This window comes from Gordonia soli NBRC 108243 (genome assembly GCF_000334455.1).
In the GTDB taxonomy this organism is placed as follows: Bacteria; Actinomycetota; Actinomycetes; order Mycobacteriales; family Mycobacteriaceae; genus Gordonia; species Gordonia soli.
In genome coordinates, this window is the sequence record NZ_BANX01000008.1 from 125,274 (window position 1) to 150,886 (window position 25,613).

Genomic DNA, 25,613 nt, shown 5'->3' on the forward strand with positions numbered 1-25,613 from the left:
AGGAGGCCGGGGGTGCGATCCGAAAACCACCCGGCCACCACCGAAATCCACCCGTCAGCGAGAACCCACGACCGTATTGGCATCCGCTACCGCACGTCAGGCTGATCTCGGGCGGCCCGGGGCAGATCTCGGGTGACCAAAACCTGCCGTCCACCGCGCGGCCGCGTGGATATCGCACACGACGGTCAGCTAGAGGGCAGATTGTGGTCGGGGGCCGGACCGGGTCGGGGGCCAGGTCGGGCGGGGCCGGGCGTGGGCCCGAGAGCGCCCGACACCAGAGACCTCACAAACAGGAAACGGGCCGTCACGGATGTTCTCCGCGACGGCCCGTCCGGGTTCCTTCAACGATCCCCGCCGTTGCGCCTCTCGGCAGCAGGCCGCTCGCAGCGGCGAAAGGGGTGGGGCCCGGGGCATCGGACCGGAAATCGCTGTCGGCGACGTCTTCCGCCGTTGCGCCTCTCGGCAACTGGCCGCTCGAAGCGGCGAAAGGGTGGGACCCGGGGCATCGGATCGGAAGCCGTCGGTGTGGTCAACGGACCGACCCCGCGATCTATTCCGCCCCGCCTGGTCGACCCCGCCTAGTCGACCCCGCCGAACAGTGTCACCCGCGACGACCGAGTGACTCGTCGATCGCCAGGAGTTGATCGGAGCGTACATCGCGCAACACCGCGAGGGTCGCGGTCATCGCGAGGTCGCAGGCCGCGTCGATGTCGGCGCCGTCGACGATGATGGCGCGGTACGCGACATCGAGGCTGATGCCCAGCAGCAGCGACGACATGGTGTCCGCGCTCGCTCCGATGTGCGCCCCGCCGACCGCGTAGTTCTCCCGCAGGCGTGCTGCGATCCTCGGCTCGAGCGCCTGGTAGAGCCGCCGGCCGGGATCGTCGTTCTCGTGTCGGTGCCCGAGCAGGACACGCAGTCCCTCGGGATGCCGACGGGCGTAGGCGAACAGCGACTCGACCGCGTGCCGGGCGCGCGCCCCGTGGGTCATGTCGGTGCTGTCGTCGTATGCGGCGAACATCCAGCCGGTGAACTCGGCCATCTCGCGGTCGATGACCCGCTCCACGAGCGCATCCCGCGACCCGAAGTGCGCGTACAACGTGACCCGCGAGGTGTCGCCGCGCTCGGCGATCATGTCCATCGTCGCGCGTTCGGCACCGACGTCGGCGATCACCGACCGCGCGGCATCGAGCAGTTGGGAGTCGGTCGGACGGTTGCGGGTGCTGCGCGCGGGTCGGGGGGCACGCGGACGCGCCTCATCGACCCGACGAGTGTTCGGCACGCCGCTCCTCCTGCCCCGATCCGAGGAAACCGCGTCATCCGACCGGACGACGCTGGCTTCGACGGTAGCGCGCCGACGGTCCGGATCGCGCGCCCAGTCGCAATCACCGGGCGCCGGCTCGGTCCGCTCGAGTACGCGCCCCGGCCCACCTACCCGTCTCCGACGAGGTCAGCGACGCAATCCGGCGGAGACGTCGAACTCCGCCGGACGCTCCGACTGCCACTCGTGCCACCGCTCCCAGCGCCGCACCGACGACTGCTGAAGTCGCTCGTCGACACCTGGCACGAGCCGACGCCCGATCTCGGCCAGGATGCGGATCGGCAACTGGGCCATCAGGAGTCCGACGCCGAACCAGCCGACCGGCACCCGGTAGCGCCGACGGTTCCACGGGAGCATGAACAGCCGCGCGTACCCCGATTGCAGATGGAGGTGGAAGTGCGCGCGGAGTCGGTCCCGCAACCCGGCGTCGCCACGCGGGGCAAAGCCCGGGACGAAGGACTCCACCAGTTCTGCACCGACGGGTCCGGAGTCGTGGGACCGCGAGGCGTCGAAGAGGTAGAGCAGGCGCAGACCGTCGGCGATGGTCGACGGGTAGATGTCATCGACGCGGACGCCCAACAGGTATCCGAGGTATCGGTTGAAGTGCAGCGATGCCTCGATCTCGGCTTTGGATGTGACGATCCCGAGACCGTACAGACCGAGCGCCGGGCCGACGCTGCCACCCAGGAGCGTCAACATCATCTCCGACTGACTGATCGGCAGACCCCAGCGCTCGTCGTCCCATTCGCCGTGCGAGCGGACCCCGGCGCGCACCGAGACGTGCATGACCCGGACGTGCATGGTGATCGCGCGTGCCCGACTCCCGCGTCGGGTGATGGCGCCGGGCCGCGACACCTCGATCCACCATCGACTCGTCTCGAGGTACCGGTGCAGCGCCCGCTCTCCCGCATAGCCGCCCGACAGCGAGAGCGGAACGGCCAGCGAGCCTTCCGTGTAGGTGTCCATCGTGCCAGCGTTGCCGACGCCGCCGAGCGCATAGCCCCACCGTCGCCAGACCGCGGCCCCCGCCTCGATGAGTTCGGGGTCGGCCCAGTCGGGCAGGGTGTCGAAGTCCGCGACCAGTGCCCGCATCGACTCGGGGGCGTCCGGGACGGCCTCGATCCCCTCGTCGAGCGCGCGTTCGAGCATCGCCCGCCCGGCAACCGGTCCGAGGTCACCGTGATAGATCTCGGCGACGAACCGCTCGGCGACGGGATCGCCGGTGGTCAGGAGTTCGCCGTACCGGTCGGCGACCCGGTCCGAGGGCATGAGGTCGACACCGGTGTGCCGCAGCACGCGGTCGCGGAGTCGGCGATGTGGGGAGTCGGTGGGCAGTGGCCATCGATAGGCCGATGGATGCTCGGGACGACGAGTCACCCCGTCGACGGCGGTCTCGGCAGCACAATGACCGCCGTCGACGGTTGAGATGATTTCTCGATTTCGTCTCACGACGGAGAGCGTACCGCGCCGATCGAAGCACCCACAGCGGATCGCGGTACGGATCCTGACGGCGCGGTCTCGGCCGGCTCAGCCGACCGCGTCGGTCACGGGAAGCAGAACGAGATGTTGGACGAGCCCAGCGGCACGTTGACGCAGATCGAGAAGGCCTTGGTCGGCTGGATCGGCGCGGCGGACGCGACCGGCGCCAGCGCTCCGCCGACGACCACGACAGACGCAGTGGCGGCCAGGACCAGTGAGATACGACGCTTCATTCGACGACTCCTCGAGACGATCGCGCTCTCCTGACCGCAGGCGGGTCCGCGATGTCCGATATCGTACCGCCGCGACATCTGCGGCCGACAGGCGATTACGGCCAGCGCACCAGCGAAGAGCGGGGCCGGAGAACCGCCTCGGAGTCGGACTCCGCCGCACGTCAGATACGGGTGCCGTCCCACTCGTGGTCGTGCATGAAGCCCTCGGCCAGGCCGACGCGGTACCTCACACAACTGCGGAGGATGCCCGCGTAGGCCACCGGCAGCAGCCAGGCCGGCTTCTGGTCACCCTTGTGGGTGATGACGTCGTCGGCGGCGCGGAACTCGCGTGCGAACGCGCGCAGCTGCGCGAACCGACTCAGTGATCGATCCGGCACCGCGGACCGTCGCCAGCCGTACAGCATCATGCCGACGCCGATCATCCGGTCGGTGTCCGGATCGGGCTCGATGATCTCGTCGTTCTCCGCGAAGAACGCCCGGTCGATGCCGTCCTCTGGTCGGAACATCATGATCCCGCTGGTGGCGCGAGGGTTGCACTCGATGCAGAACAGCCCGCGCTCGGGGTCCTCGATGAAGTCGAAACCGACCTGGCCGGTGAAGTTCTGGTCCTTCACGAAGTCGGTGACCCAGTCGAGGATGCCCTGGTGCTGCACCGACTGGAAGGTCAGGCACGAACTCCCACCGATGGCGTAGCGCACCGGGTAGGTGGCGTGTGCGTAGATGCGCCCCTCGTGGCAGACCGAGTACGAGCAGTACTTGTCCCCGCCGACCCATTCCTGGGCCAGCCACGGGTTGCCCTCGTCGAAGGTCAGCCAGCCCAGATCATCACCGGGCGTGACCTTATGGACCTTCTGCGAACCGCGCGAGTAGACCTCTTTCATGGCGAACGGCGCCGAGAAGTCGAGCTTCGCCAGGTCGGCCGGACCGGCGACCCGCGAATACTTGAGCGACGGGATGCCCCGCTCGGTCAGCAGCTCGGAGAACTCGAACTTGTTGTGCAGCCGGTTCTCGGTCTCGAAGTCCGACAAAAACAGCTTGCAGGAGTCGGGGAACTCGTCGACCATCATCGCCAGGATGTCGGTCTCCTCGTGGATGGGGATGACCAGGTCGATGTTCTGCTCACGAACGATCCGCGCCAGCTCGCGAGCGTAGGCGCGCGGCTGGAACTTCGGGGGCGGCACCTTGTAGAAGGCCGACGTGGCGCGGGACAGGCGCCCGACGCCGATCGGGATGCTGTCGACGAGGGTGACCCGGTGTCCCGCAGCCGACAACTGTCGGGCGAGATCGAGGGTGAGGAACGAGCGGCCGAAGGTGATCAGTACGTGGTGACGGTCGAGACGGCTCACCGAAGCGAGTGTAGAGGGAACCGCAGGACGCTCCGCCCCCGCGTGCTGCCGCGGGGCGCTGTGTCGTCCGGGGCAGCAGTCTCGTCCGGAGCAGCAGTGTCATCCGGTCGGGGTGCCGACCGGACGGCGAGCGTCACCGGAGCGTCACCGCCCGGGTACGGAATAGTCGTACCCCCGGCGTACGTTTCTGAGAGGAGTTTGAGAAAAGTCGGTGTCCGGGGCCGCGAGGCCCGTCCACCCGTCATGTCTCCGATGAGGACGCCCGTGCGGGCGTATCCACCAGGGGCGTGACGGACCGCGGAGGTTGTTGATGTTCCTGATCGGCGTGATCGCCGCTTGTCTGGCTGCCGTCGCGTACGGCATGTCGACGGTGCTGCGTGCGCTCGGTGCACGACGGGTCGCGCAGGAGGAGCGCGACCACGGTGCCGACGAGCCGATTCCCGGTAGCAGCCCGTCGCTCCAGTCGACGCTGTCGACCTTCGCCGATCCCGCATTCATCCTCGGCACGCTGATGGTGATCATCGGCTTCGCCGGTGGCGCGCTGGCGGCCCGCTTCCTGCCGCTGTTCCTCTCGCAGACCATCGTCTCGGCCAACCTCGTGGTCACCGCCCTGCTGGGCACGATCATGCTCAACATCGCGCTGCACACCCGCGACTGGATCGCGATCTGGCTGGTCGTCTTGTCCCTGTGCCTGCTCGGGTTCTCGTCTGCCCACCACACCGGCGGCGGCGAGGACAGCGACCTCCACTGGGGTCTGTTCCTGGCGACGGTAGTCCTCGCGGGTCTCTCGCTGCTGGCGGTCTACCGACTCGGCCCGGCCGGCGCAATCGCCGGCGGTGCGGCCGCCGGACTCCTGTTCGGCGTCATCGCGATCGCCGTCCGCATCCTGCGCGGTGTCCAGCCGTTCGAGCCGCTCACGCTGATCACCGACCCGGCTGCGTGGACCATCGCCATCGCCGGCGCTGTCGGCTTCTACGTTCAGACGGTCGCGCTGCAACTGGGTGCCGTCAACGGCGTCACCGCGGTGCTGGTCGTCGGAGAGACGGCCGGCCCCAGCCTGGTCGGCGTGCTCTTCCTGGGTGACACGGCCAAGCCGGGTCTCGGCTGGCTCGCGGTCGTCGGGTTCATCGGCGCCGTCATCGGTGCGGTCCTCGTCGCCTACTACGGGTCCGGCGAGGCCGACCACTTCGGTGAGGCGCCGCCGATGAAGGGCGGCTGGCGTCGCGGCCGCGAGGACCCGCCCACCACCGACACCGGGGACATCGACACCGCTCGTTTCGGCAACGCGATCTGGGGCAGCCTCGCGCTCGGCGACAACCGCGACCGTTCCCGACGCAGGTCGTCGCCGGAGCCCGACTCGGACCGGTCCGACGACCTCTGAGCTCTGAGCGCCACACGCTGGTGTGACGTGTCCGAGATCGACCGGCAGCGTTGACATCCCCACCCACCGCCGTGAGGGTGGAGGACATGACCGCCACCCCGAGCACCGACACCGCAGGCGCCGCCGCGGCCCGCACCGCTTACGAGACGCTCGAGCCGTTCCACGTGTTCTCGTACTTCAATCCTCGCCTCAAGGCTGCCCAGACCGACACCGGGCTCGATCCGCACGCCTTCTACGTCGGCGCACGCGGGGCGCCGCTGGCGAGTACCTCACCGCACCTCGTCGTGGCCACCTTCTACAACTTCCGTCCCGACCTGGTCGTGGGCGCGTGGGAACGCTCACTGGCCGCCGGTCTCGACGCGGTGACCGCCCGGCGCGACACCATGCTCGACGACTCGTTGGCAGAGATCCTGGGTGATCGCTTCTCCGACGACGAGCTCTCGGGACTGGCCGACGAGTACTCTGCCCTGGGCGAGTCGCTCTCGTTCAGCGGTCGTCCGCTGGCCGCGGCGTGGCGTGACGCCGCGGTGCCCGACTCCCCGCGGGTCGCGCTCTGGTACCGCATCGCGGTGCTCCGGGAATGGCGCGGCGACAACCACATCGCGGCTCTGGTCATCAACGGTCTCGACGCGATCGACGCCGTGGTCTTCCATGAGGCCGAGCACCCCGACCCGACGATCCGCCGCCGTCTGCTCGGTCGTCGACTGGTGCAGCTGACCCGCGGCTGGTCCGACGAGGAGTGGGATGCCTCGGTGGCGCGGCTCGTCGACCGCGGCCTGGTGGAGACCACCGACTCCGGGCACGCGTTGACCGACGCCGGCGCACGGCTTCACGACGAGATCGAGGCCGCGACCGACGCCGCATCCGCCCCCGCATGGTCGGGCGACGGTGTCGACGACCTGCTCTCGCGTACGCGGCCGGTGGTGAAGGCCATCATCGACGCTGGCGTGCTCCCCGGCACCCGCAAGAAGGACTGAGCCGGCCCGCCCACGATCGACCCAGCCCGGTCGGCCCTGCCCGGCCGACCGGGTGGGGCAGCCGCCGCATCGCATCGGCCGAATCACCCGCCGGACAACGCCGGAGACGGTAGAGGTTGACGCCATGGACGACGTCGCCGCCATCAAGGCGCTCAAGTACCGCTACCTGCGCACGCTGGACACCAAGCAGTGGGACCTCTTCGCCGAGACACTCACCCCGGACGTCACCGGCGACTACGGCTCGAGTCTGAGCTTCACCGACCGTGACACCCTCGTCGACTTCATGCGCGGTTCCGTCGGGCCGGGCGTGATCACCGAGCATCGCGTCGATCATCCGGAGATCGACGTCGAAGGCGACGAGGCGACCGGACGCTGGTATCTCCAGGACCGGGTCATCGTCCCCGACTTCTCGTTCATGCTGTTCGGCGCCGCGTTCTACGCCGACCGCTACCGCAAGACCGCCGACGGCTGGCGGATCAGCGCGACGGGATACGACCGGACCTACGAGGCGACGCTCCCGCTCACCGACGTCCCCGGGTTCTCGCTGAAGGTCGGGCCCGCCATCCACACGTGAACCGGCGCGGCCTCACCCGTCCTTGAGCAACAGTGCGGCGATCTCGGCGCGGTCGGTGACGTCGAGTTTGGTGCAGGCACGGTAGATGTGCCCCTCCACGGTGCGCACGGAGACGGTGAGTCGCCGGGCGATCTCCTTGTTCGACAATCCCGCCGCGACCAGCGTCGCGATCTCACGCTCCCGTGAGGTCAGCGGGAGCGGCTGCGCGGCCTCGACCAGCGCAGGCGTGCGCAGTCCACCGCACTCGGCCGCGAGTCGGTTGGCCACCGCCGCCGATGCGACGGTCGCCGACCGTACGCCCGCGGCGTCGTGCACCGACCCCGCGGCTGCGGCGGCGTCGGCTGCCGACAGGCGCACGCCCAGCGCCTCGAATTCGGCTGCGCACGCGTCCAACTCGTCGGCGTCGTGGTCGGCCACCGCGCGGGCGTGACGCGCGTACGCGGCGACGATCGGGCCGTCGAGCTCACCGGCCAGCTCGTGCAGACGCCCGGCAACCGACCCGTCCCCGAAGCGGGCCGCGGTGTGCAGCGCCTCGGCCTCGACTGCGAACTGACCCGACGATCGCGCCGCCGCGGCGGCTCCGTGCGCGGATTCAACTGCAGCCGTGACCATCCCCGCAGATGCCTGCTGCCACGACACGGCGATCTCGAGCATCGGCCCGAAGACCGCGACCTGCCTGCCGTACCGTGCGCGGGCCTTGGTCAGCGCGTCGGCGGCGGCATCCGGCCGCCCGAGTGCCGCATGCGCCTGGACGAGGTAGATGTGGGCGGGGTAGTTCCACGACGCCGCGACCTGGTCGCTGTCGAGGGTGGCGAGGGTCTGTTCCATCCGCCGCGACACGGAGAGCAGGTCGCCGCGGGCCAGGTCGACGGCCGAGATCAGGATGCCTGCCATCGCCCACGCGAGATACTGACCGGCGGAGGAGAACTTGACGTAGCGCTCGGCGTGCTCGGCTGCGGCGTCCAGGCATCCGGTCAGGGTGAGGGCGAGGATCTCGCCGAGCGCGGTAGGGAAGCGCAACAGACCGTCGGTGATCGCGGCGGCCACCTGCGCACGTTCGGCCAGTGCCGCGACCTCGTCACCTCGACCGGCCAGCGCGCGGGACAGACTGCCGCCGAACACCGCCCAGACGACCGCCCACGGCAACGGTGCCGACGCGGTCAGCACCCGGTCGGACACCGCGATCGCCTCGTCGAGCCGATTCTCGAACAATGCGCACGCCGAGGCGATTCCCGCGACGATCAGCTCGAGGTCCGGATCGGTCACCGCGCCCTGGACCTGTTCGAGTACCGCATCGGCGCGCTCGGACTCACCGAGTGCCCAGAAGAGGTTGCCGATCCGCTGCAGTCCCCACCGGACCAGTGACGGACCGTCGAGCAAGTCCGGGGTGAAGCCGGCCAGCACCGCATCGGCCTCGGCTGCCTGCCCCTGCCACATCAACGCCCGGGCGAGGAGATCGGCGGCATCGAGTCCGCCGCCCTCGTCGACGGCCGCCCGGGCGAACCGCTCCCCCATCGGGATGTTCGCCAACATCAGGGCATCTCGCGCCGCCGCTGCCATCAGCCCCCGATCGACGGCGACATCGCTCTCCAACGCGAGGTCGGCGAGTCGGATGCGTTGGGCCGGACTGTCCTGGGTGCGCGACCGCAACGCGGTCACCAGACGTCCACGCAGGCGTCGGGACGACGCGATACCCAGCCGGCGGCGGATCACCTCGCCGAAGAGCGGATGGTTGTAGCGGACGTTCAACGTCCGCCCGTCCCGGACGATCCGCACCAGTCCGGCGATCTCGGCCTCCTCGACCGCCTCGTCGCCCACCAGTTCACCGAGCACCTCGATGTCGAGGGGCTCGCAGAGCGTCAGGTACTTGAGCACCTCGAGGACCGGACCGTCGAGCTGATCGACGCGACTCTCCAGCAGCGATGCCAGCTCCGAGGTGATCGCGGTCCGACCGCGCAACTGCCAGACGCCGTTGACCTGGCGGAGGGTGCCGGCTTCGCGGGCCCCCTCGACCAGATGCCGCAGGAAGAGTGCGTTGCCGCCCGAGGCGTCCCACATCAGATCCGCCGACAATCCCTCCAACTGCCCGCCCAGCACCGACTCGATGAGATCGACACTCTGCGGTTTGCTGAACGGCGACAACGTGATCCGGATGAGGTGATTGTCTTTCCAGAGCGACGTGACGGCGTCGGGTACCGACTCCCCGCTGCGGACGGTGGCCACGATGTGCACGGCCCGGTCGATCGCGAGTTGGTGGAGCAGCGTCGCCGACAACTCGTCGAGCAGGTGCGCGTCGTCGACCCCGATGATCACGTGGCCGTCGGCGAGCAGGGATTCACGTGCCGCGGCGAGATAAGTGACGGGGTCACTGGTGGTCGCCGGGCCGACCAGATGCGCGAACACCCCGAGCGGGATGCTGCGCGCGGACTCGGTACCCGCGACCCATCGGACCCCCGAGTCGAGGTCGGCGGTGACGTGGCGCGCGAGCGTCGTCTTCCCGACACCGGAGTCGCCGGTCAGCACGACGCCACACCCGGCGGTCTCGCCGCGGAGCGCGGCGGCGATGACGCCGAACTCCTTCTCCCGCTCGACCAGAGGCCACGAGCCCGACATGGCTGCAGATAGTAGTCCTCCCAGGCGGATTACGACACCGATGGAACCGGCGATGACCTGGCACGACGATGCGGGACTCGCTCTGGCGCACCCAGCGTCAGTGCGCGAGATCGCGCAGGTGGTGTTCGACGATCGCCGACGCGGTGCCCGGGGAGTCGTTGTCGCCGAGGACGAGGTGGAACGCGATGCCGTCGATGACGGCGTGGAGCCGTGCCGCTTCGACGTCGAGATCCCGACCGTCGGCGACCAGCCCGGCATCGGCGAGTCGGTTCAGCACGACCCGACAGAGGCTGCGCAACCCGTGATGTGCCGACAGCGCCGCGCGCGCCAGCGCCGGATCCGACACCGCGTCGGTGACGAGCGCCAGATTCACCCGCATCTCCACGGTGCGGCGATCGTCGAGTGGGAGCACCTCCGCAAGCGCGGCCATCGCCTGCTCGGCAGGGGTCCCCGCCTGCGGCAGCGCGGCGATCCGGTGTCCGACGCGCTGATGGATCAGGTCCATCGAATACACCAGGAGTTCACTCCTGTCGGCGAACACGTGGCGCAACGAGCCGGTGGAGATGCCGGCCTCGGCGGCCACGTCGCGGATCGACACGGCCGACACACCCTCGCGCACCACGATCCGCCACAACGCCTCGGCGATCTCAGCACGGCGCGCCTCGTGATCGATCAGTTTAGGCACCTCGCCATGGTAGCCCAACTGTGTTAGCTTAGCTTCGTTGTCAGCACGATCGTGTCACCACGACCGAGAGGGACACCCATGCCATCGCCGACCGTCACACCCGGGCCGCGTCTCGTCGCACTCGACGTACTCCGCGGGATCGCCATCCTCGGCACCCTGGGCACCAACATCTGGATCTTCACCGATGCGTCGGGGCTGGTCGGCTACATACAGGGCACCGGCCACGCGAGCGGTGCGTGGGGAACCGTCGAGGCGTGGCTGCAACAGATCACCCAGGGCAAGTTCCTCGGCCTGTTGACGATCATGTTCGGCATCGGCCTCGCCATCCAGGAGCGCTCGGCTCGGCGGCGCTGCGAGAAGTGGCCCGGCACGTACCCGTGGCGATCAGTCCTGCTGATGGTCGACGGTGTGGTGAACTACCTCCTGTTCGCCGAGTTCGACGTCCTGATGGGCTACGCGGTCACCGGTCTCATCGTCGCGTATCTGCTGACCTGGCGGGTGCGCAATCAGGTCCGCGCCGCGATCATCGCAGTCGCGATCCACGTCGTCGGGCTCACGCTGCTGGTCTGGGCGCTGGCCACGATGCCTTCGGGCGATCCTCCGGAACCGCTGTCGCCGAATCCCTATGCCGACGGCAGCTTCGTGGACCTCGTGGTCTTCCGCGCCCAGCACATGCCGGCGTTCCGCGCCGAGGTGATCGCCATCCTGCCGATGTCGATCGCCCTGTTCCTCCTGGGCGCGATCCTGTTCCGCCACGGCATCTTCGGCCCCGAGGGCACACGCACCCGACGGTGGTTGATGGTCGTCGGGTTCGGCATCGCCCTGCCGCTGGACTTCGCCGTCGGCCTGCTCGGCGGATCGGCCGGCCTGGTGGCGGCCCGCTACGGTCTGGCACCCGTCGTGTCACTGGGGCTGCTCGCCGCGGTTGCCGAGTGGTATGCCCGGCGGCCAGTCGACCGGGCCCCCGACGAGCCCCCACACGAACCGGGCCGTCTGGCCCGGGCGATCATCCCGGTCGGCCGTACGGCGCTGAGTTGCTACGTGTTGCAAAATGTCCTGGCAGGTGCGCTGTGTTACGGCTGGGGACTCGGCCTGGCCGCGCGGCTCACCCCGTCGACGGTGGTACCGGCCACCGTCGGTCTCTTCCTGGTCATCGCCGCGACGCTGATGATCGCATCCCGCTGGTGGCTCGGGCGCTTCGAACGCGGGCCGCTGGAGTGGCTGTGGCACAGCGGCTACCGACGGCTGTCGCGCATCGGTTCCGGCCCGGCCGGGACCGAGGAGGAGTCGGTCAGGCGTCCCGTCGCGAGGTGACCAGGATGCCGACGCCGAACACGATCATCGCCACCACGCCGAAATAGACCAGCGACCCGTAGACACCCCAATGGAAGTCGCCACCGGTCCCCGACAGGAACCGGGCGCCGTTGCGGAACGGCAGGAACGGCGCGATGGACGTCCCGACCTTCGGCAGCACCGCGAGGATGTTCTCCACGGCGAGGTTCCAGATGAGCAGTACGACGATGGCCCCGGCCGTGTGACGGAGGATCGCGCCTATCCCGATGCCGATCAGGACCCCGAGCAGCGCGACGACGGGCGTGCCCCAGAGTTGCCGCACCACACCGGAGTCCGACATCTCGATGCCGCTCGCGGGGCCGGCCAGCGAGCGGATGAGCACCAGCGAGACGATCGTCATGACCAGCGAGACCACCACGGCGAGCGCGCCGTAGACGACGGCCTTGGCACCCAGCACCACGCTGCGGCGCGGGACGGCCTGGAATGCGATCCGGATCGTCCCGAAGCGGTACTCGCTGGTGATCGCCAACACTGCCAGGATCATCAGCACCAAGAAGCCGAATTGATTGACCCCGACCAGATAGAAGCTCGCGGTCTCGGCCGGAGTCGTCCCGATCGGTGACGTGGTGGTCGCGCCCATCAACACGGCGACCGCGACCGCGATCGCCACGACGATGCCCACACACCAATACGGGGAGCGGACACTGGTCAGCTTGATGCGTTCGGAGTTGATGACGTCGATCATCGGGGGCCTCCCGCCGTCGGATCGGCACCGGGGATCTGTTGCGCACCACCGGGTTGCAGTGTCATCCCGCCGTGGTACTGGACCGATTGCGCGGTGAGGGACATGAAGACCTCTTCCAGCGATGCCGAGTCGCCGACGAGCTCGTGCAGGGGTAGACCGGCCGCCCCCACGATGTCGCCGACCTGGTCGGTGGTGACGTCGGGGACGGTGAGGAAGGTGCGTCCGTCGGCGGTGGTGCCCGGTGTCGGGGCGAGACCGGCTGCGCCGAGGGCGCGTTCGACTTCCGGCAGTCGGGGACTGCGGACCCGGACACTGCTGCGCGCCCGCGCGGTGAACTCCTCGACGGACGAGTCGGCGATGAGTTTGCCCTGACCGATCACCACGAGATGATCCGCGGTACGCGACATCTCGGTGAGCAGATGACTGGACACCAGCACCGTGCGTCCCTCGGCGGCGAGGTGCCGCATGAAGCTGCGAATCCAGACGATGCCCTCGGGATCGAGCCCGTTGACCGGCTCGTCGAACAGCAGCGTGTGCGGATCGCCCAGCATCGCCCCGGCCAGACCGAGCCGCTGGGACATGCCCAGCGAGAACCCGCCGGCCCGCTTACCGGCGACCGAGGTGAGTCCGACGATCTCCAGCACCTCGTCGACGCGACGAGTCGGGATGCGGTTGGCCGCGGCCATCCAACGCAGATGCGACCGCGCCGAGCGGTTGGGATGCACCCAACGAGCGTCGAGCAAGGCGCCGACCTGGCGCAGCGGATGGTCGAGTTCGGCGTATCGCTTGCCGTCGATGGTGACACCGCCCGAGGTCGGGGTGTCCAGACCCAACATCATCCGCATGGTGGTCGATTTGCCCGCACCGTTGGGGCCGAGGAAACCGGTCACCACACCGGGTGAGACGTCGAAGGTCAGATCGTCCACCGCGCGGACCGACCCGAACTGCTTGGTCAGGTTCTGCACTCTGATCACAGGGTCGACCCTAGTGGGTCTGCCGCACCGAATCGGTGACGCGCCGACAACGGCCGGGGATCTGAGTAGCGTCGACGACATGTCGGTGACGCTCACGATCCTGCTCTGGCCACACAACGGCAAGGACGACGACCTGTCGGCGTACGAGGACGACGTGCTGGTGCTGGTGACCGAACACGGGGGTCGGGTCGTGCAACGGGTCCGCCGGATCGGGACGGATCCGGTCCCGCCGCTGGAGACCCAGATCATCACCTTCCCGGACGAGGACTCGCTGGACGGCTACCTGGGGGATCCGAGCCGGACGGCGATGGCCGCGCGTCGCGACGCCTGCATCGCGCGCACCGACATGTGGCGTGTCGAGGAGGCCGCGGGCAACGTGCTCGGCACCGCCTGAGTCGCGCGCTTCGGTTCTTCCGCCCCGAGCTGCTTCTTCCGCGCCCTGCAGGTCGCGGAGGAGGAAGTTCGGGGCGGAAGAACCATCGGGGGGCGTCAGTCTCGATCCGGCGAGGACGCGCGGGCCCAGAACCGCTTCGGGATGCGGCCCGCCCCGGCGGCCAGCCGACCACCGACCACGGCGTGCCGCATGGCGGTGGCCATCCGTTCCGGATCGTCGGCACGGGTCACCGCCGATGCCAGCAGGACTGCGTCGCAGCCCAGTTCCATGGCGAGCGCCGCATCGCTCGCGGTGCCGATACCTGCGTCGAGCACCACCGGGATCTCGGCACGGGCGACGATGAGCTCGATGTTGTGCGGGTTCGCGATGCCCAGCCCGGTGCCGATGGGCGAACCCAGCGGCATGACCGCCGCGACCCCTATCTCCTCGAGCCGGGCGGCGAGCACCGGGTCGTCGTTGGTGTAGGCGAGCACGACGAATCCGTCGTCCACGAGCGCCCGGGCGGCGTCGACGAGTTCGATGGGATCGGGCAGCAGCGTCCGGTCGTCGGCGACCACCTCCAGCTTGACCCAGTCGGTGCCGATCGCCTCACGCCCCAACTGTGCGGTCAGCACGGCTTCGGCGGTGGTCCGGCAGCCGGCGGTGTTCGGCAACACGGCGATGTCGAGGCGGCGCAGCAGATCCAGCACCCCGGTGCCGGAGTCGGCACTGACCCGGCGCAGCGCGACCGTGGTGAGTTCGGTGCCGGACGCGACCAGCGCGCGCTCCAGCACCGACAGGTTGGACGCCCCGCCGGTGCCCATGATCAGTCGGGAACCGAAGGTGCGGTCCGCGATCTGCAACGCGTCGTCGCCCGGCGCATGCACGTCGCGTGGCGCGTTCGACGGCGTCGAGAGTTCCACCTCAGCCACCCTGCACCGCCGTCACGATCTCGATCGCGGAGGCGTCCTCGATCAGTCGGTCCCATCGGCCCTTCGGCACCACCACGCCGTCGACCGCGACCGCGATCCCCCGATCGGGGTAACCGAGCGTGCCGAGGAGATCACGCACCGACGCGCCGGTGTCGAGCTCCACGCGCTCGCCGTTGACCAGTACGGACATCACCGAGCTCCTCTCCCCCGCGACGAGATCGCTGGCTGCGGCTGTTCAGGTTCCATCAGTTGTGCCGTTTCGGCCAGGTGCGCGGGCTCGGTCAGTCGCGCGGAGCCTGTCGGGGACCCGGGTTCGGTTGCGGCGTCGCCGTTCCCGGCGAGCAGGTCCACGACGGCGTCCGCGGTGAACGGCGCGAGCACGATGCCGTTGCGGCCGTGCCCGGTCGCGACCACGGTCCGGTCGTCGAGGCGACGGATGACCGGCAGACCGTCGGGGCTGCAGGGCCGCTCACCCACGCCGACCTCGGAAAGGGTGTAGGTACGCAGTCCGGGCATCAGGTCGGTCGCGTCGGCGAGCAGGTCCGCGACGCCACCCGCCTCCGGGGCGACGACGCGCTCGGTCGGCTCGTATTGTGTTGCCCCGACCACGATCCCGTCCTCGCGCGGCACCAGGTAGACCGCCCGCCCATGCCACCGCGCCCGGATCACCGACGCCGGCGGCGGCACCGACCACCGGGTCCGGGTGAGCCGCAGGATCTCCCCTCGCGCAGCGTGTAGCGGCGCATCCGGCCACAGCGCGGAGGTACCGAGTCCGGTGGCCAGGAGCACCTGATCGGCGTCGACGGCATCGAGGTCGGACACCCGCTCGTCGACCATCCGTCCGCCGGCCTCGACGAGCGCAGATCGCAATCGCGTCAACAGCTTCCGGTTGTCGATCGCCCCTTCGCCACCGGCCAGGTAGCCACCGTGGACGTGCGACGAGAGGGCGGATTCGCGCGTCCGGACGCCACGCGCGTCGACGGCCTGCAACTCGTCACCGGCGCGGGGCTGCCGAGCCCAGACGAACCGTGCGAGGTGGTCGAGGTACTCGGCGTCGGCCGAGGTGGCGGCGACGAACAGGGAGTCACGGGCGACCGCGACGGACGGATCACCGAGGCGGTCGAGCAGAGCCGGCCAGCGTCGCACCGATTCCACGGAGACGGCCAGCGCGGCCTCCTCGCCGGGCTGTCCCTCACCGAGCGAACCGAGCATCCCGCCGGCCACCCAGGACGCGCGCCGGTCGGTCCCGGCGTCGTGAACGGTCACCCGCCAGCCCGCATCGGCGGCCGCGAGTGCACAGGTCAGGCCGATCACGCCGCCGCCGACCACGGACAATCGCCGGTCGTCGGCGGGGAACGCACGCGGCACTTCCCGCGTCGATGCTTCCGATCCCGGGGTCATCAGATGTACTCCCTTCCTGCGCCGGCATTACCCGGATCAGGTCAAACGGTCAGCGGGGGCGACCCCGCACTCTCAGCCCGACGCACCTTCGGACTCCCGTGCTCTCGTCCCAGCCTACGACCCTGCGTTAGCGTTTCGTCCCGTGACCCGTACCGCCTCACGCCCCGATCGTCCCGCCCGTCCGCAGTCCGACCGCCTGGCGGCGAGCTCGCTGTACCTGTGCACCGACGCCCGCCGCGAACGCGGAGACCTGCTCGAGTTCGTGGACGCGGCACTGGCTGGCGGGGTCGACATCGTCCAGCTCCGCGACAAGGGCTCACGGGGAGAGGCCGAGTTCGGTGCGCTGGAGGCATCCGAGGAGTTGGCGATCCTCGCCGACCTCGCAGACGTGACGCGTCGCCGCGGGGCGCTGCTGTCGGTGAACGACCGGGCAGACATCGCGTTGCTCTCCGGTGCCGACGTCCTGCATCTCGGTCAGGGAGATCTGCGTCCCACCGATGCCCGACGGATCGTCGGCGACGATATGCTGATCGGGGTGTCGACGCACGCTGCGGCCGAATCGGCTGCGGCCGAGGCCGACCCGACCATCGACTACTTCTGTGTGGGGCCCTGCTGGCCCACCCCCACCAAACCCGGCCGAACGGCTCCGGGACTGGACCTCGTCCGCACGGTCGCCGAGGCGGCGCCGACGACGCCGTGGTTCGCCATCGGCGGCATCGACGCCGGCCGGCTGCCCGAGGTCATCACGGCCGGTGCACAGCGGGCCGTCGTGGTGCGGGCCATCACGGCCGCCGACGACGCCCGGGCCGCAGCGGCAGGCCTCGTCGGCGGCCTGCGGCCGACCCCCACCTGACCGTCGGGCCCACCTGACCGTCGAGGTCGGTGTCCGTCGAGGTCGGCATCTGTCGAGGTCGGAGCAATTCCCTTGCCGGGCCACCGGAGACGGGTCTATCGTGGCCAGATCATGTGCATCACCGAAGCGTGCTCCCGCGCGAGCATCCTCGTAACCCGCCGCAGCGGGGTCTGATCGGACCGACCCCCCGCTGCGGGTCGGTTGCGTCTGCTCGTCGGTCATCAGAACTTCGACCGAAACGACCACAGACGATGCACACACTTCAACTACCTGCCCGATCCTGTTCGTACGACGCACGTCGACCGACACAGCGAGAACGATTCAGCGGTCCGGATCCGTTTGCCGCCCGGTACGGATGTGCGCTCCCCAGAGGTATGCGCGAGGAGGCGACCGGTTTGACGTTCCAGCAGCTCACCGATGAATACGCACCGTCCGGGAGCATCAGTCTCGGCTCCTGGATCGTGGAGCCCAGCGCCCAGGACACCGTCATCTGCCGGGCGACCATCTCCGTCGGTGGTCGCGACCTGTCGCTCCAGGCCCGCGCCACCGGTCAGATGGCCGCGATGACGTCGATGCTGCACGAGATCGGTGCACCCGTGCAGATCAACCAGTTCCACCAGCGCGTCGTCGACGGAATCATCACGACGTTCCTGCTCTGCGAGGACCGCGGCCGCGAGTGTTGGGCACTGGGCGACGGGGCGACCGGCGACGAGGCCAACATCAACGCATTGGTCGCCGCTGCGAACCGCCTGCTCGCGGACTAACTGCGGGGGTCGAGGGAGTCGATCCGCTCGCGCAGCAGCGGCCAACTCTGCTCGAAGGCCGGATGCAGCGGGAGCGCGTCGACCTCGTCCTCGCGTACCCAGCGCAATTCGGTCGACTCACCGTTCGCCACGGTGCGCACCGGCTCGTCGACCTCGGCGATCACGGTGGTGTAGGTCCATCCACTCGCCGACTGGTGTGTGACCATCGCGGCCACCACCCGGAGTTCCGCGCCGCCGATACCCGCCTCTTCGTCGGCCTCGCGCACGGCGGTGTCGATGGCACTCTCGTGCGAGTCGCGAGCCCCTCCGGGCAACGCCCACGTACCGCCCTGGTGAGACCACCACGCGCGGTGTTGGAGCAGGACCCCGATCGCACCGTCGGCCAGCGGCGCTCGCAGGAGCAGGCCCGCGGCACCGTGCACGCCCCAGTGACGCACTCCGTCCGGATCGAACACCCAGCCGTCGCCGTCTCCGCGCACGCCCGCCTCCTGCCTCCGGCCCGGGGATCGCCGCCCGCCGCTGCGTCGGACCACCTCCACCGTAGGTGAGCGCGCCGATCCGGACCAGATGTGACGTCGGTCGAAACGGTCACCTGCCATCGGGCGCCGCGGCGTCGTGGCTCGTCACGGCCTCGGGCGGGTCGTCGGACACGCTCACATGTCCCCGCCCGGCACGCCGACGAGGACTAGGGTGAGAAACGCGGGAGCCGCGACGGACGACACACCAGACAGGGGCCCGCACGCGATGGTCGGCACCCGCCCATCGCACCGGGCTCCGACACCGGAGACCGCAACCGATCGGTCTCCACCACAGGCCGACACCGCGGCTCGGCGACACCGGGGCCGCCACGACAGCTATCCGACCCACCGGTGAGGTCTCGAGGAGGGAACCGAGGTGACCGGCGACGCATCGACCATGCGAACCGCGCTCACCCGCGTCAGCCGAGTCCCCCGACCCGGTGGCTCCGGTCCGCCCATCCGCCAGCTCCTCGCCGACCGTCGCGATCTGGTGGCCCCCGTCCGCGAACGCGGATTGTCGCCACTCGCGGCGCTACGACACTTCGCCTTCACCAGCCCGGGCAAGCTGGTCATCATCTGCGTCGTACTCGCCGCGTCATGCGGTCTCGTCGGCTGGTACGCCTCGACCACGCTGGAGCGACGCACGCAGACGCTGCAGGAGATGATCGAGCGCACGGAGCCGCTGGCCGAGGCCGCCCAGGTGCTCTACAGCTCGCTGTCCATCGCGGACGCATCTGCCAACGCGGCCTTCATCTCCGGCGGACTCGAGCCCCAGGAGTTGCGTCAGCGGTACGCCGACGCCATCGCGACCGCGTCGTCGTCACTCATCACGGCCGCCGGTGGCGCAGCGGCGCCGGGCACCACCGAGTCCGACCAGAGCGCCGATGCCGCCGTGATGGCCGACCTCGACACCCTCGCGACGTCGATCCCGGTCTACAGCGGCCTCATCGAGACGGCCCGCACCAACAACCGCCTGGGCAACCCGGTGGGCTCCGCCTATCTCGGCGAGGCGTCGTCGCTCATGCAGGACCGCATCCTGCCCGCGGCGCAGCGCCTCTACCAGCAACGGTCGAGCGCCATCTCGGATCCGCAACGCGCACTGACCGTCCCGCCGTGGGGTGTGTACACGATCCTGGTGCTGCTCATCGTCGGGCTGATCGCGACGAGCAGATATCTGGCGCGGCGCACCCGGCGGCGCTTCAACATCGGCGTGCTCGCCGCGCTCATCGCGGTGCTGGTCGGCACCGTCTGGCTGTTGATCGCCGGTCTGATGTCGGTCGCCGCCACCAACAGCGCCAAACAGGACGGCGCCGACCCGCTCCGCGAGCTGACCACCGCGCGCATCCTCACCCAGCAGGCCCGCTCCGCGGAGACCCTCTCGCTGGTGCGCCGGGGCGACCAGGCCACGCTGGAGGGAACATTCGACGGCTCGACCAAGAGCATCGACAACATCCTCACGACCCTGGCCTCGGACCGGGACGCCTCCGATGCCCTCAGCGACCGCCAACTCGAGGTCGCCAAGGCCGCCGTCGCGCGGTGGCGCAGCACCGACGCCCGGGTCCGCGAATGGCTCAGCGCCGGTGACTACATCACCGCCCGGACGTTGACCGTCGGGGACGGCCGGAGCAGTTCGGCCCGGGCCTACAGCGACGTCGACGCCGCGCTCATCGATGCCATCACCACCACCCGCTCGACGTTCCGAGACGACATCAACACGGCGCAACGGGTGCTGGGTTTCAGCGGCTCGGGCATCCTGGCACTCACCGTCTTCGCCGGGGTGGCCGTGGTCATCGGGCTGATCCCGCGGATCCGGGAGTACCGATGAGCGAGGCTCGGAGCGGTGTCGATACCCCTGGGCCGGCGCAACGGCGCGGCCGTCTAGGCGCGGCGCGGCTGATCCTGATCCTCGGCGCAGTCCTGCTCGTCGGCACGGCGTGCGTACGCTTCCCGGCACCGCCGAGCGATCCCCCGACCGCCACCGCCGTCCCACCGACGCCCCCGGGGGCCCGCACCGACGTGCCACGGGAGCCGACGCCCAACTCGGAGACCTGCGACGCGACGGTGAGCCTGCGCCCACCCGCCCAGATGCCGGTTCCCGGGCAGATGCCGGTGCGGTCGACCATGGCCGACATACTCGGTCGCGGCCGGCTGATCGTCGGCCTGGACACGGGCAGCAATCTCTTCAGCTTCCGCGATCCCATCACCGGTGACATCCAGGGCTTCGATGTCGACATCGCCCGTGCGATCGCTCAGGCGATCTTCGGTGAGCCGACCGTCGAGTACAAGGTCCTCAGCTCCGGGGATCGGATCCGGGCCCTGCACGACGGAACCGTCGACGTGGTGGTGAAGACCATGAGCATCACCTGCGATCGAGTCCGTGACGTCGCGTTCTCGACCCCGTACTACGTTGCTTCCCAACGCATCCTGGTCATGCGGAACTCGCAGGTGACCACCGCACGCGGCTTGGCGGGCAAACGTGTCTGCGCCGCACGCGGGGTCACCTCGATCGGCCGGATGCAGTCGATCGAACCGCGTGCCAAGATGGTCACCACGACCACCTGGGCCGACTGCCTGGTGATGATGCAGCAGGGTGAGGTCGACGCGGCGACCACCGACGACGCGATCCTCGCCGGACTGGCAGAACAGGATCCGTGGGTGCAGGTGGTTGGCCCGAGTCTCGGTGAGGAGTACTACGGGGTGGGGATGGCGCAGGGGCACGACGACCTCGTGCGCTTCGTCAACGGCGTGCTGGACCAGCTGCGCATCTCCGGTGGCTGGCAGCAGATCTACAACCGCTGGCTGTCCATCCTCGGGACCAACTATCCGCCGATCCCGGTCTACCGCGAGTGAGATGGTGACATGAGCTCCGCAGACGATCCCCGCGACGACGCCCGTTCCTCGGTGCGCGTGGACGACGGCGCGCGTGACCACGGCCGGGAGAGCGCGGACAACCATCGATCCGACGACGCTTCTGATCGGTACGCGGACAACGACATCGGGACGCAGAAGGCGAGTCGCGCCGATCTCGACGTCGGCACGCAACGGGCAAGCCTCGACGACCTCGACATCGGCACCCAGAAAGCCGATCCCGCCGATCTCGATCCGGGCACGCAGGCCGCTGTGCGCAGCGACCTCCTCGCCGAGACCGGGGTGGCCATCCGCGGTGTCGAGGACGATGACGACACCGACCGCGTGTCCGGACGGTCGGGTCCGACGATCCCGACCGGGGCGATGACGTCGACCGGCCGCACGCGGCGACTGGTCCCCCGCGGTCCGTCGTCGGTGCACGATCGTCGACTGGGCAGCGGACTCGTCGCGCTCCCGAAGATCCGGGACATCGAGCCGGCCGACGCGGTGCTCGCCAATCCGGTCATCGCCGAACGCAAGCGCAACTGCTGGCGCTGCGGCAAGCCCGTCGGCCGAACGATCGGCCCCGGTCAGGGCGATCTGTCGGGCGAGTGCCCCAACTGCGGCGCGCGCTACAGCTTCGTCCCCGGCCTGTCCCAGGGCACGGTGGTCGCCGACCAGTACGAGATCGCCGGCGCCATCGCCCACGGCGGTCTCGGATGGATCTACCTGGCCATCGACCGCAACGTCTCCGACCGGCCGGTGGTGCTCAAGGGTCTGCTGAACTCGTCGGACTCCGACGCGCAGGCGGTCGCGCTCGCCGAACGCCAGTTCCTCGCGTCGGTCAACCACCCCGGCATCGTCAAGATCTACAACTTCGTCGAGCACGTCGACGCCGACGACCGTCGGTTCGGCTACATCGTCATGGAATACATCGGCGGTCAGACGCTCAAGCAGCTGACCTCGGGGGACGGCACCATCGACCAGTACCTGTCGGTGGAGCAGGCGATGGCCTACATGCTCGAGGTGCTGCCGGCCGTCGGGTACCTGCACTCGGTCGGGCTCGTCTACAACGACGTCAAACCCGAGAACGTGATGGTCGGCAGCGACGAGGTGAAGCTCATCGACCTCGGCGCGGTCTCGCCTGTCAACGGCTACGGCCACCTCTACGGCACACCCGGATTCCAGGCGCCGGAAATCGTCCGGACGGGTCCACAGGTGGTCACCGACATCTACAGCATCGGCCGCACCCTGGCCGCGCTGACCATCCCGATGCCCGCCCGCGACGGCCGGTACCTCGACGGTCTGCCGAGCGCCGACGACGTGCCGTTGCTGGCCGAGAACCCGTCGTTCCACCTGCTGCTCCAGCGTGCGACCGCCGCCGATCCGGCCGAGCGGTTCGCCTCCGCCGAGGAGATGACCACCCAGGTACTCAACGTGCTGCGTGAGACGGTCGCGGTGCACACCGGCGTCCCGCGGCCGGCGATGTCGACGGTGTTCACCCCGCAGCGGTCGACGTTCGGCACCGACCTCCTACTCGGACCCATCGACGGCTTCTTCGATCCCAACCAGGCGGCGTTCTACGACCCCGTGGACATCGCCCGCGCGCTGCCCGTGCCGCTCGTCGACCCCACCGATCCGGCTGCGGGACTGCTCAACTCGGCTGCCCTGTCCGATCCTCGTCAGACCCTCGACTCCATCCATGCCGCACGCGCCGAGGGCTTCGCCGCCCTACTCGGCTCGGCCAGCCCCGACCGTCATCCGTCGCTGGAGATCGACCTCGCCGAGGCACGTGCACATCTCGAACTCGGCGACGTCGACACCGCGCTGGAACTGCTGCGTGAGGTGTCGACCGTCTACGGCGACTCGTGGCGGGTCCAGTGGTACATGGGCACCTGTGCGTTGATGAACGACGAACCCGAGATCGCGTTCGACCGGTTCAGCGAAGTCCTGCAGGCGATGCCCGGCGAGGTCGCACCGAAACTCGCCGTCGCGGGTACCGCCGAACTCCTCGGGCGATGGCTGTCGCACGAGGCAGGCTCGGTACACGCAGGCCGGATCGCCGAGTGCCAGGAGATCGCCCGGCACCACTACCACGACCTGTGGCTGACCGACCACAGCATCGTGACCGCGGCCTTCGGGCTCGCGCGGCTGGCGTTGGCGGCCGACGACGTCGCGGGCGCCATCGAACCGCTCGACGAGGTCCCGGCCACCAGTCGACACTTCAACACCGCCCGCGCCACCGCGATCCTGGTGCTCGTCCACGGTCGACCCAACGGCGAGGTGAGTCGGGAACAGATCGTCGAGGCGGCGCGTCGGCTCGAGCAGATCCCCGAGGCCGAGCCGCGCAAGCAGCGACTGCTCCTGATCGTGCTGGGCACCGGCCTGGGGTGGGTTCACCATCATCCCGAGGCTGAGTCGGGCGCAACGGACGAGTCACCCGACAGCGCAGACAGCACGCCCACCGAGAGCAGGACCGCTGCGTGCACGGACGTGACCGACTCCGCGGCGGAGTCATCCGACGACGCATCCGAGGATTCATCGGACGACCCGGACGTCGAGACGTCCGATGCCCCGGAGGCGCCGCAGATGCTCCTCGGGTATCCGTTCACCGAGCACGGGCTGCGCGTCGGTACCGAGCGGTCGTTGCGGCAACTCGCCCGACAGACCCGCAACAACCGCGACAACCGCTTCCGGCTGATCGATCTGGCGAACTACGTCCGACCCGACACCCTGTTCTGACCGCGGCGCGGCTCGATAGGCGCATTTCGCGAGTGCGCCGGACGTGTGGCCCGATGGTGTCCGAACTCCGTGGTTCCCAGCCGGATGTTTGGTCCGCGGCGACCTGGGCAATTTCCTGTCGGAATCGAGCGGGACGAGGTGACCCCATGCAGTTCTCCAAGGCGTTCGGTCTGGTCGGCTACGTCGGCATGTTGATCGGTCTGGCCTTCGCGGTCCTGGCCATCGGCGGTGCTGCGGGTGGGCACAACAGCGCGATCTGGTTCGGCATCGCGGCGGCGTTGACGCTGATCACCGCCATCGTCCTGATCGCGGGCAGCCGCGGTCTGCTCACCTCACGTCCGGTGCGAAACCGTACCCATCAGGACCCGCTGCAGCCGGAGGTCACTCCGGAGGAAGAGGCCTGGTACGAGGACGAGTACCGGCCGCAGGACGATGTCCAGGTCACCCAGGCCCGGGACCGGCCCAGCGACGGCTGACCGATGGTCGAGGTGTCGGCGCGGGCATCGGCGACACCGGGTCGCGTCCATCGCCCCATCCGTACCGCTCCGCGAGTCCGAATACCCGGGTGAGAGGACACCGTTCGCCACGGACCCGACATTCGAGACGGGAGAGCAGCCATGAACTCGTCATCTTCACCAGCTGACCGATCGGTACCGTCCGGTCACCATCGGTCCGATCATCACCACCATCCCGATCCTCGACGGACGGGTGTGCACACACCCAAGATCATCGGCCTCACCGGGTTCATCCTGCTGATGCTCGGACTCGTCCTGGTGGCCCTCGCCATCGGTCGTTCGGCAGGCGACCACAGCGGATCGGTACCGGTGGTGATCGCGGCCGTGGCAGTACTCCTGCTGGCCCTGGTGCTGCTCGGCGTCAGCAAATACGTGATGGCCGAGCGTCGGGTCACCAACCGTACCCAGCGGGACCCGCTGCAGCCCGAGACGACCGAGGTCGACGAGACCCGCTACGAAGAGCGTTTCCACCACACCGACCCGGACGCCCGCTGACACGCTCCTGGCGAGCCGTCGCGTAGCCGGTTCTGCGGGTACGTCAGCGACGTGTGCCGGTCAATTGGTACTGCTCAACCGCCCCGTTCAGCGGGTAGAGCATCACTCGCGTGAACTCTCCTCGCACTGGTGCATACAGCCAGATCCCCACCGGGTAGACCGCGGATCGCCCCGCGGCACAGTTCGGAACACACAGCTTCCGATGCTCAGTACCGATCCCAACAGCGCCACCGTCTGTCCAAATCGGCCACGTGACATCGGTGACCACGACTCCGGCGTCACCGCAAAATATCGAGCTGATGGTCCGCGGCGAGATCGATGCCTTGCCGGAGCAGTCGTATATGACCGTCCGTGCCGTAGTCGGTGCAGCTGACGCCAGCGCCGACGTCCACGGGGTGGCGGCGAGTCCGAGCGCCGTCACGAGTACACCCAACAACACCGCGCCGCGTCGAATCATCTCTCTCCCATCGCCGACGTTCTGCATCGATTGTGGAGCGCGGCGTGGCCCGTTGGGCGGTTTTCCGACACATTCGGCTGCGCGCGAGCGCGGTT

Annotated in this window: 24 protein-coding genes and 1 riboswitch; of the genes, 12 read left to right on the plus strand and 12 right to left on the minus strand. The window is 69.3% G+C overall.

Features of this window, described 5'->3' with window-relative positions:
- Positions 1–601 precede the first annotated feature (601 nt).
- From GS4_RS06585 to GS4_RS06595, 4 genes are all read right to left on the minus strand, one after another.
- Entirely contained in the window at positions 602–1,282 is a 681-nt protein-coding gene (locus GS4_RS06585; RefSeq protein WP_007618797.1) for a TetR/AcrR family transcriptional regulator, read from the minus strand.
- 168 nt (positions 1,283–1,450) lie between these two features.
- Positions 1,451–2,698, minus strand: coding sequence for an oxygenase MpaB family protein (locus tag GS4_RS06590; RefSeq protein WP_040509818.1), 1,248 nt, complete (start codon positions 2,696–2,698; stop codon positions 1,451–1,453).
- Positions 2,699–2,865: 167 nt separating this feature from the next.
- Positions 2,866–3,033 (minus strand): hypothetical protein, encoded by a 168-nt coding sequence (locus GS4_RS25580; protein WP_007618799.1) that lies wholly within the window; start codon positions 3,031–3,033, stop codon positions 2,866–2,868.
- Between the two features lie 161 nt (positions 3,034–3,194).
- Positions 3,195–4,379, minus strand: coding sequence for an ATP-grasp domain-containing protein (locus GS4_RS06595; protein ID WP_007618800.1), 1,185 nt, complete (start codon positions 4,377–4,379; stop codon positions 3,195–3,197).
- A 310-nt stretch (positions 4,380–4,689) separates the two neighbouring features.
- Here GS4_RS06595 and GS4_RS06600 point away from each other — a divergent pair, with 310 nt between their 5' ends.
- The 3 genes from GS4_RS06600 (at position 4,690) to GS4_RS06610 (ending at position 7,311) form a co-directional block, all read left to right on the plus strand.
- On the plus strand, positions 4,690–5,760 hold the full coding sequence (locus tag GS4_RS06600) for a DMT family transporter (RefSeq protein WP_007618801.1): 1,071 nt from the start codon (positions 4,690–4,692) through the stop codon (positions 5,758–5,760).
- Between the two features lie 86 nt (positions 5,761–5,846).
- Positions 5,847–6,737: an SCO6745 family protein gene (locus GS4_RS06605; RefSeq protein WP_007618802.1), complete on the plus strand. Its 891-nt coding sequence runs from the start codon at positions 5,847–5,849 to the stop codon at positions 6,735–6,737.
- Between the two features lie 124 nt (positions 6,738–6,861).
- The gene (locus tag GS4_RS06610; protein ID WP_007618803.1) at positions 6,862–7,311 is read left to right on the plus strand and encodes a nuclear transport factor 2 family protein; all 450 of its coding nucleotides are present in this window, start codon (positions 6,862–6,864) and stop codon (positions 7,309–7,311) included.
- A 12-nt stretch (positions 7,312–7,323) separates the two neighbouring features.
- Here GS4_RS06610 and GS4_RS06615 read toward each other — a convergent pair whose 3' ends face one another.
- Both GS4_RS06615 and GS4_RS06620 read right to left on the minus strand, forming a co-directional pair.
- On the minus strand, positions 7,324–9,924 hold the full coding sequence (locus GS4_RS06615) for a helix-turn-helix transcriptional regulator (RefSeq protein ID WP_007618804.1): 2,601 nt from the start codon (positions 9,922–9,924) through the stop codon (positions 7,324–7,326).
- Between the two features lie 97 nt (positions 9,925–10,021).
- Positions 10,022–10,609 carry a TetR/AcrR family transcriptional regulator gene (locus GS4_RS06620; RefSeq protein WP_040509740.1) on the minus strand — a complete coding sequence of 196 codons (588 nt, stop codon included), beginning with the start codon at positions 10,607–10,609 and terminating at the stop codon, positions 10,022–10,024.
- 78 nt (positions 10,610–10,687) lie between these two features.
- On the opposite strand from GS4_RS06620, the gene GS4_RS06625 reads away from it, so the two are divergent.
- The gene (locus GS4_RS06625; RefSeq protein WP_007618806.1) at positions 10,688–11,923 is read left to right on the plus strand and encodes a DUF418 domain-containing protein; all 1,236 of its coding nucleotides are present in this window, start codon (positions 10,688–10,690) and stop codon (positions 11,921–11,923) included.
- On the opposite strand, the gene GS4_RS06630 is transcribed toward GS4_RS06625, so the two are convergent.
- Positions 11,901–12,647, minus strand: coding sequence for an ABC transporter permease (locus GS4_RS06630; protein ID WP_007618807.1), 747 nt, complete (start codon positions 12,645–12,647; stop codon positions 11,901–11,903). The genes GS4_RS06625 and GS4_RS06630 overlap by 23 nt on opposite strands.
- The gene (locus GS4_RS06635) at positions 12,644–13,621 is read right to left on the minus strand and encodes an ABC transporter ATP-binding protein (protein ID WP_051989637.1); all 978 of its coding nucleotides are present in this window, start codon (positions 13,619–13,621) and stop codon (positions 12,644–12,646) included. Before GS4_RS06635 ends, GS4_RS06630 begins: the two co-directional genes overlap by 4 nt.
- A 79-nt stretch (positions 13,622–13,700) precedes the next feature.
- Here GS4_RS06635 and GS4_RS06640 point away from each other — a divergent pair, with 79 nt between their 5' ends.
- On the plus strand, positions 13,701–14,015 hold the full coding sequence (locus GS4_RS06640) for a hypothetical protein (RefSeq protein ID WP_007618809.1): 315 nt from the start codon (positions 13,701–13,703) through the stop codon (positions 14,013–14,015).
- Positions 14,016–14,110: 95 nt separating this feature from the next.
- Here GS4_RS06640 and GS4_RS06645 read toward each other — a convergent pair whose 3' ends face one another.
- From GS4_RS06645 to GS4_RS06655, 3 genes are all read right to left on the minus strand, one after another.
- The gene (locus GS4_RS06645; protein ID WP_040509822.1) at positions 14,111–14,881 is read right to left on the minus strand and encodes a thiazole synthase; all 771 of its coding nucleotides are present in this window, start codon (positions 14,879–14,881) and stop codon (positions 14,111–14,113) included.
- 37 nt (positions 14,882–14,918) lie between these two features.
- Positions 14,919–15,116 carry a sulfur carrier protein ThiS gene (gene thiS / locus GS4_RS06650; RefSeq protein ID WP_007618812.1) on the minus strand — a complete coding sequence of 66 codons (198 nt, stop codon included), beginning with the start codon at positions 15,114–15,116 and terminating at the stop codon, positions 14,919–14,921.
- The gene (locus tag GS4_RS06655; protein ID WP_007618814.1) at positions 15,116–16,327 is read right to left on the minus strand and encodes an FAD-dependent oxidoreductase; all 1,212 of its coding nucleotides are present in this window, start codon (positions 16,325–16,327) and stop codon (positions 15,116–15,118) included. Before GS4_RS06655 ends, thiS begins: the two co-directional genes overlap by 1 nt.
- A riboswitch (TPP riboswitch) is annotated at positions 16,323–16,437 on the minus strand. (Overlaps the previous gene by 5 nt.)
- Before the next feature lie 32 nt (positions 16,438–16,469).
- Here GS4_RS06655 and thiE point away from each other — a divergent pair.
- Together thiE and GS4_RS06665 are read left to right on the plus strand one after the other, a co-directional pair.
- On the plus strand, positions 16,470–17,180 hold the full coding sequence (thiE, locus tag GS4_RS06660) for a thiamine phosphate synthase (RefSeq protein ID WP_007618815.1): 711 nt from the start codon (positions 16,470–16,472) through the stop codon (positions 17,178–17,180).
- 395 nt (positions 17,181–17,575) lie between these two features.
- A complete protein-coding gene (locus GS4_RS06665; RefSeq protein ID WP_007618816.1) occupies positions 17,576–17,944 on the plus strand; it encodes a 2-isopropylmalate synthase in 369 nt (122 codons plus the stop codon).
- Here the strand turns inward: GS4_RS06665 and GS4_RS06670 are convergent.
- Complete coding sequence (locus GS4_RS06670; protein ID WP_007618817.1) at positions 17,941–18,423, minus strand: NUDIX hydrolase; 483 nt, start codon at positions 18,421–18,423, stop codon at positions 17,941–17,943. The genes GS4_RS06665 and GS4_RS06670 overlap by 4 nt on opposite strands.
- A gap of 415 nt (positions 18,424–18,838) precedes the next feature.
- On the opposite strand from GS4_RS06670, the gene GS4_RS06675 reads away from it, so the two are divergent.
- The 5 genes from GS4_RS06675 to GS4_RS06695 all read left to right on the plus strand — a co-directional run bounded on the left by GS4_RS06675 (position 18,839) and on the right by GS4_RS06695 (position 25,061).
- Complete coding sequence (locus tag GS4_RS06675; protein WP_007618818.1) at positions 18,839–20,287, plus strand: GlnX family signal transduction membrane protein; 1,449 nt, start codon at positions 18,839–18,841, stop codon at positions 20,285–20,287.
- Positions 20,284–21,312, plus strand: coding sequence for a transporter substrate-binding domain-containing protein (locus GS4_RS06680; RefSeq protein ID WP_007618819.1), 1,029 nt, complete (start codon positions 20,284–20,286; stop codon positions 21,310–21,312). Before GS4_RS06675 ends, GS4_RS06680 begins: the two co-directional genes overlap by 4 nt.
- Positions 21,313–21,321: 9 nt before the next feature.
- Positions 21,322–24,051 (plus strand): serine/threonine-protein kinase, encoded by a 2,730-nt coding sequence (locus tag GS4_RS06685; protein ID WP_083862658.1) that lies wholly within the window; start codon positions 21,322–21,324, stop codon positions 24,049–24,051.
- A gap of 146 nt (positions 24,052–24,197) precedes the next feature.
- On the plus strand, positions 24,198–24,527 hold the full coding sequence (locus tag GS4_RS06690; RefSeq protein WP_007618821.1) for a hypothetical protein: 330 nt from the start codon (positions 24,198–24,200) through the stop codon (positions 24,525–24,527).
- Positions 24,528–24,761: 234 nt separating this feature from the next.
- The gene (locus GS4_RS06695) at positions 24,762–25,061 is read left to right on the plus strand and encodes a hypothetical protein (protein WP_007618822.1); all 300 of its coding nucleotides are present in this window, start codon (positions 24,762–24,764) and stop codon (positions 25,059–25,061) included.
- The last annotated feature ends 552 nt before the right edge of the window (positions 25,062–25,613 follow it).

Bases quoted from the DNA above. Each gene is read 5' to 3' on its own strand.
- GS4_RS25580 (WP_007618799.1), bottom strand. From the start codon at position 3,033: ATGAAGCGTCGTATCTCACTGGTCCTGGCCGCCACTGCGTCTGTCGTG.
- GS4_RS06600 (WP_007618801.1), top strand. From the start codon at position 4,690: ATGTTCCTGATCGGCGTGATCGCCGCTTGTCTGGCTGCCGTCGCGTAC.
- GS4_RS06605 (WP_007618802.1), top strand. From the start codon at position 5,847: ATGACCGCCACCCCGAGCACCGACACCGCAGGCGCCGCCGCGGCCCGC.
- GS4_RS06610 (WP_007618803.1), top strand. From the start codon at position 6,862: ATGGACGACGTCGCCGCCATCAAGGCGCTCAAGTACCGCTACCTGCGC.
- GS4_RS06615 (WP_007618804.1), bottom strand. From the start codon at position 9,924: ATGTCGGGCTCGTGGCCTCTGGTCGAGCGGGAGAAGGAGTTCGGCGTC.
- GS4_RS06625 (WP_007618806.1), top strand. From the start codon at position 10,688: ATGCCATCGCCGACCGTCACACCCGGGCCGCGTCTCGTCGCACTCGAC.
- GS4_RS06630 (WP_007618807.1), bottom strand. From the start codon at position 12,647: ATGATCGACGTCATCAACTCCGAACGCATCAAGCTGACCAGTGTCCGC.
- GS4_RS06640 (WP_007618809.1), top strand. From the start codon at position 13,701: ATGTCGGTGACGCTCACGATCCTGCTCTGGCCACACAACGGCAAGGAC.
- thiS (WP_007618812.1), bottom strand. From the start codon at position 15,116: ATGTCCGTACTGGTCAACGGCGAGCGCGTGGAGCTCGACACCGGCGCG.
- GS4_RS06655 (WP_007618814.1), bottom strand. From the start codon at position 16,327: ATGACCCCGGGATCGGAAGCATCGACGCGGGAAGTGCCGCGTGCGTTC.
- GS4_RS06680 (WP_007618819.1), top strand. From the start codon at position 20,284: ATGAGCGAGGCTCGGAGCGGTGTCGATACCCCTGGGCCGGCGCAACGG.
- GS4_RS06685 (WP_083862658.1), top strand. From the start codon at position 21,322: ATGAGCTCCGCAGACGATCCCCGCGACGACGCCCGTTCCTCGGTGCGC.
- GS4_RS06690 (WP_007618821.1), top strand. From the start codon at position 24,198: ATGCAGTTCTCCAAGGCGTTCGGTCTGGTCGGCTACGTCGGCATGTTG.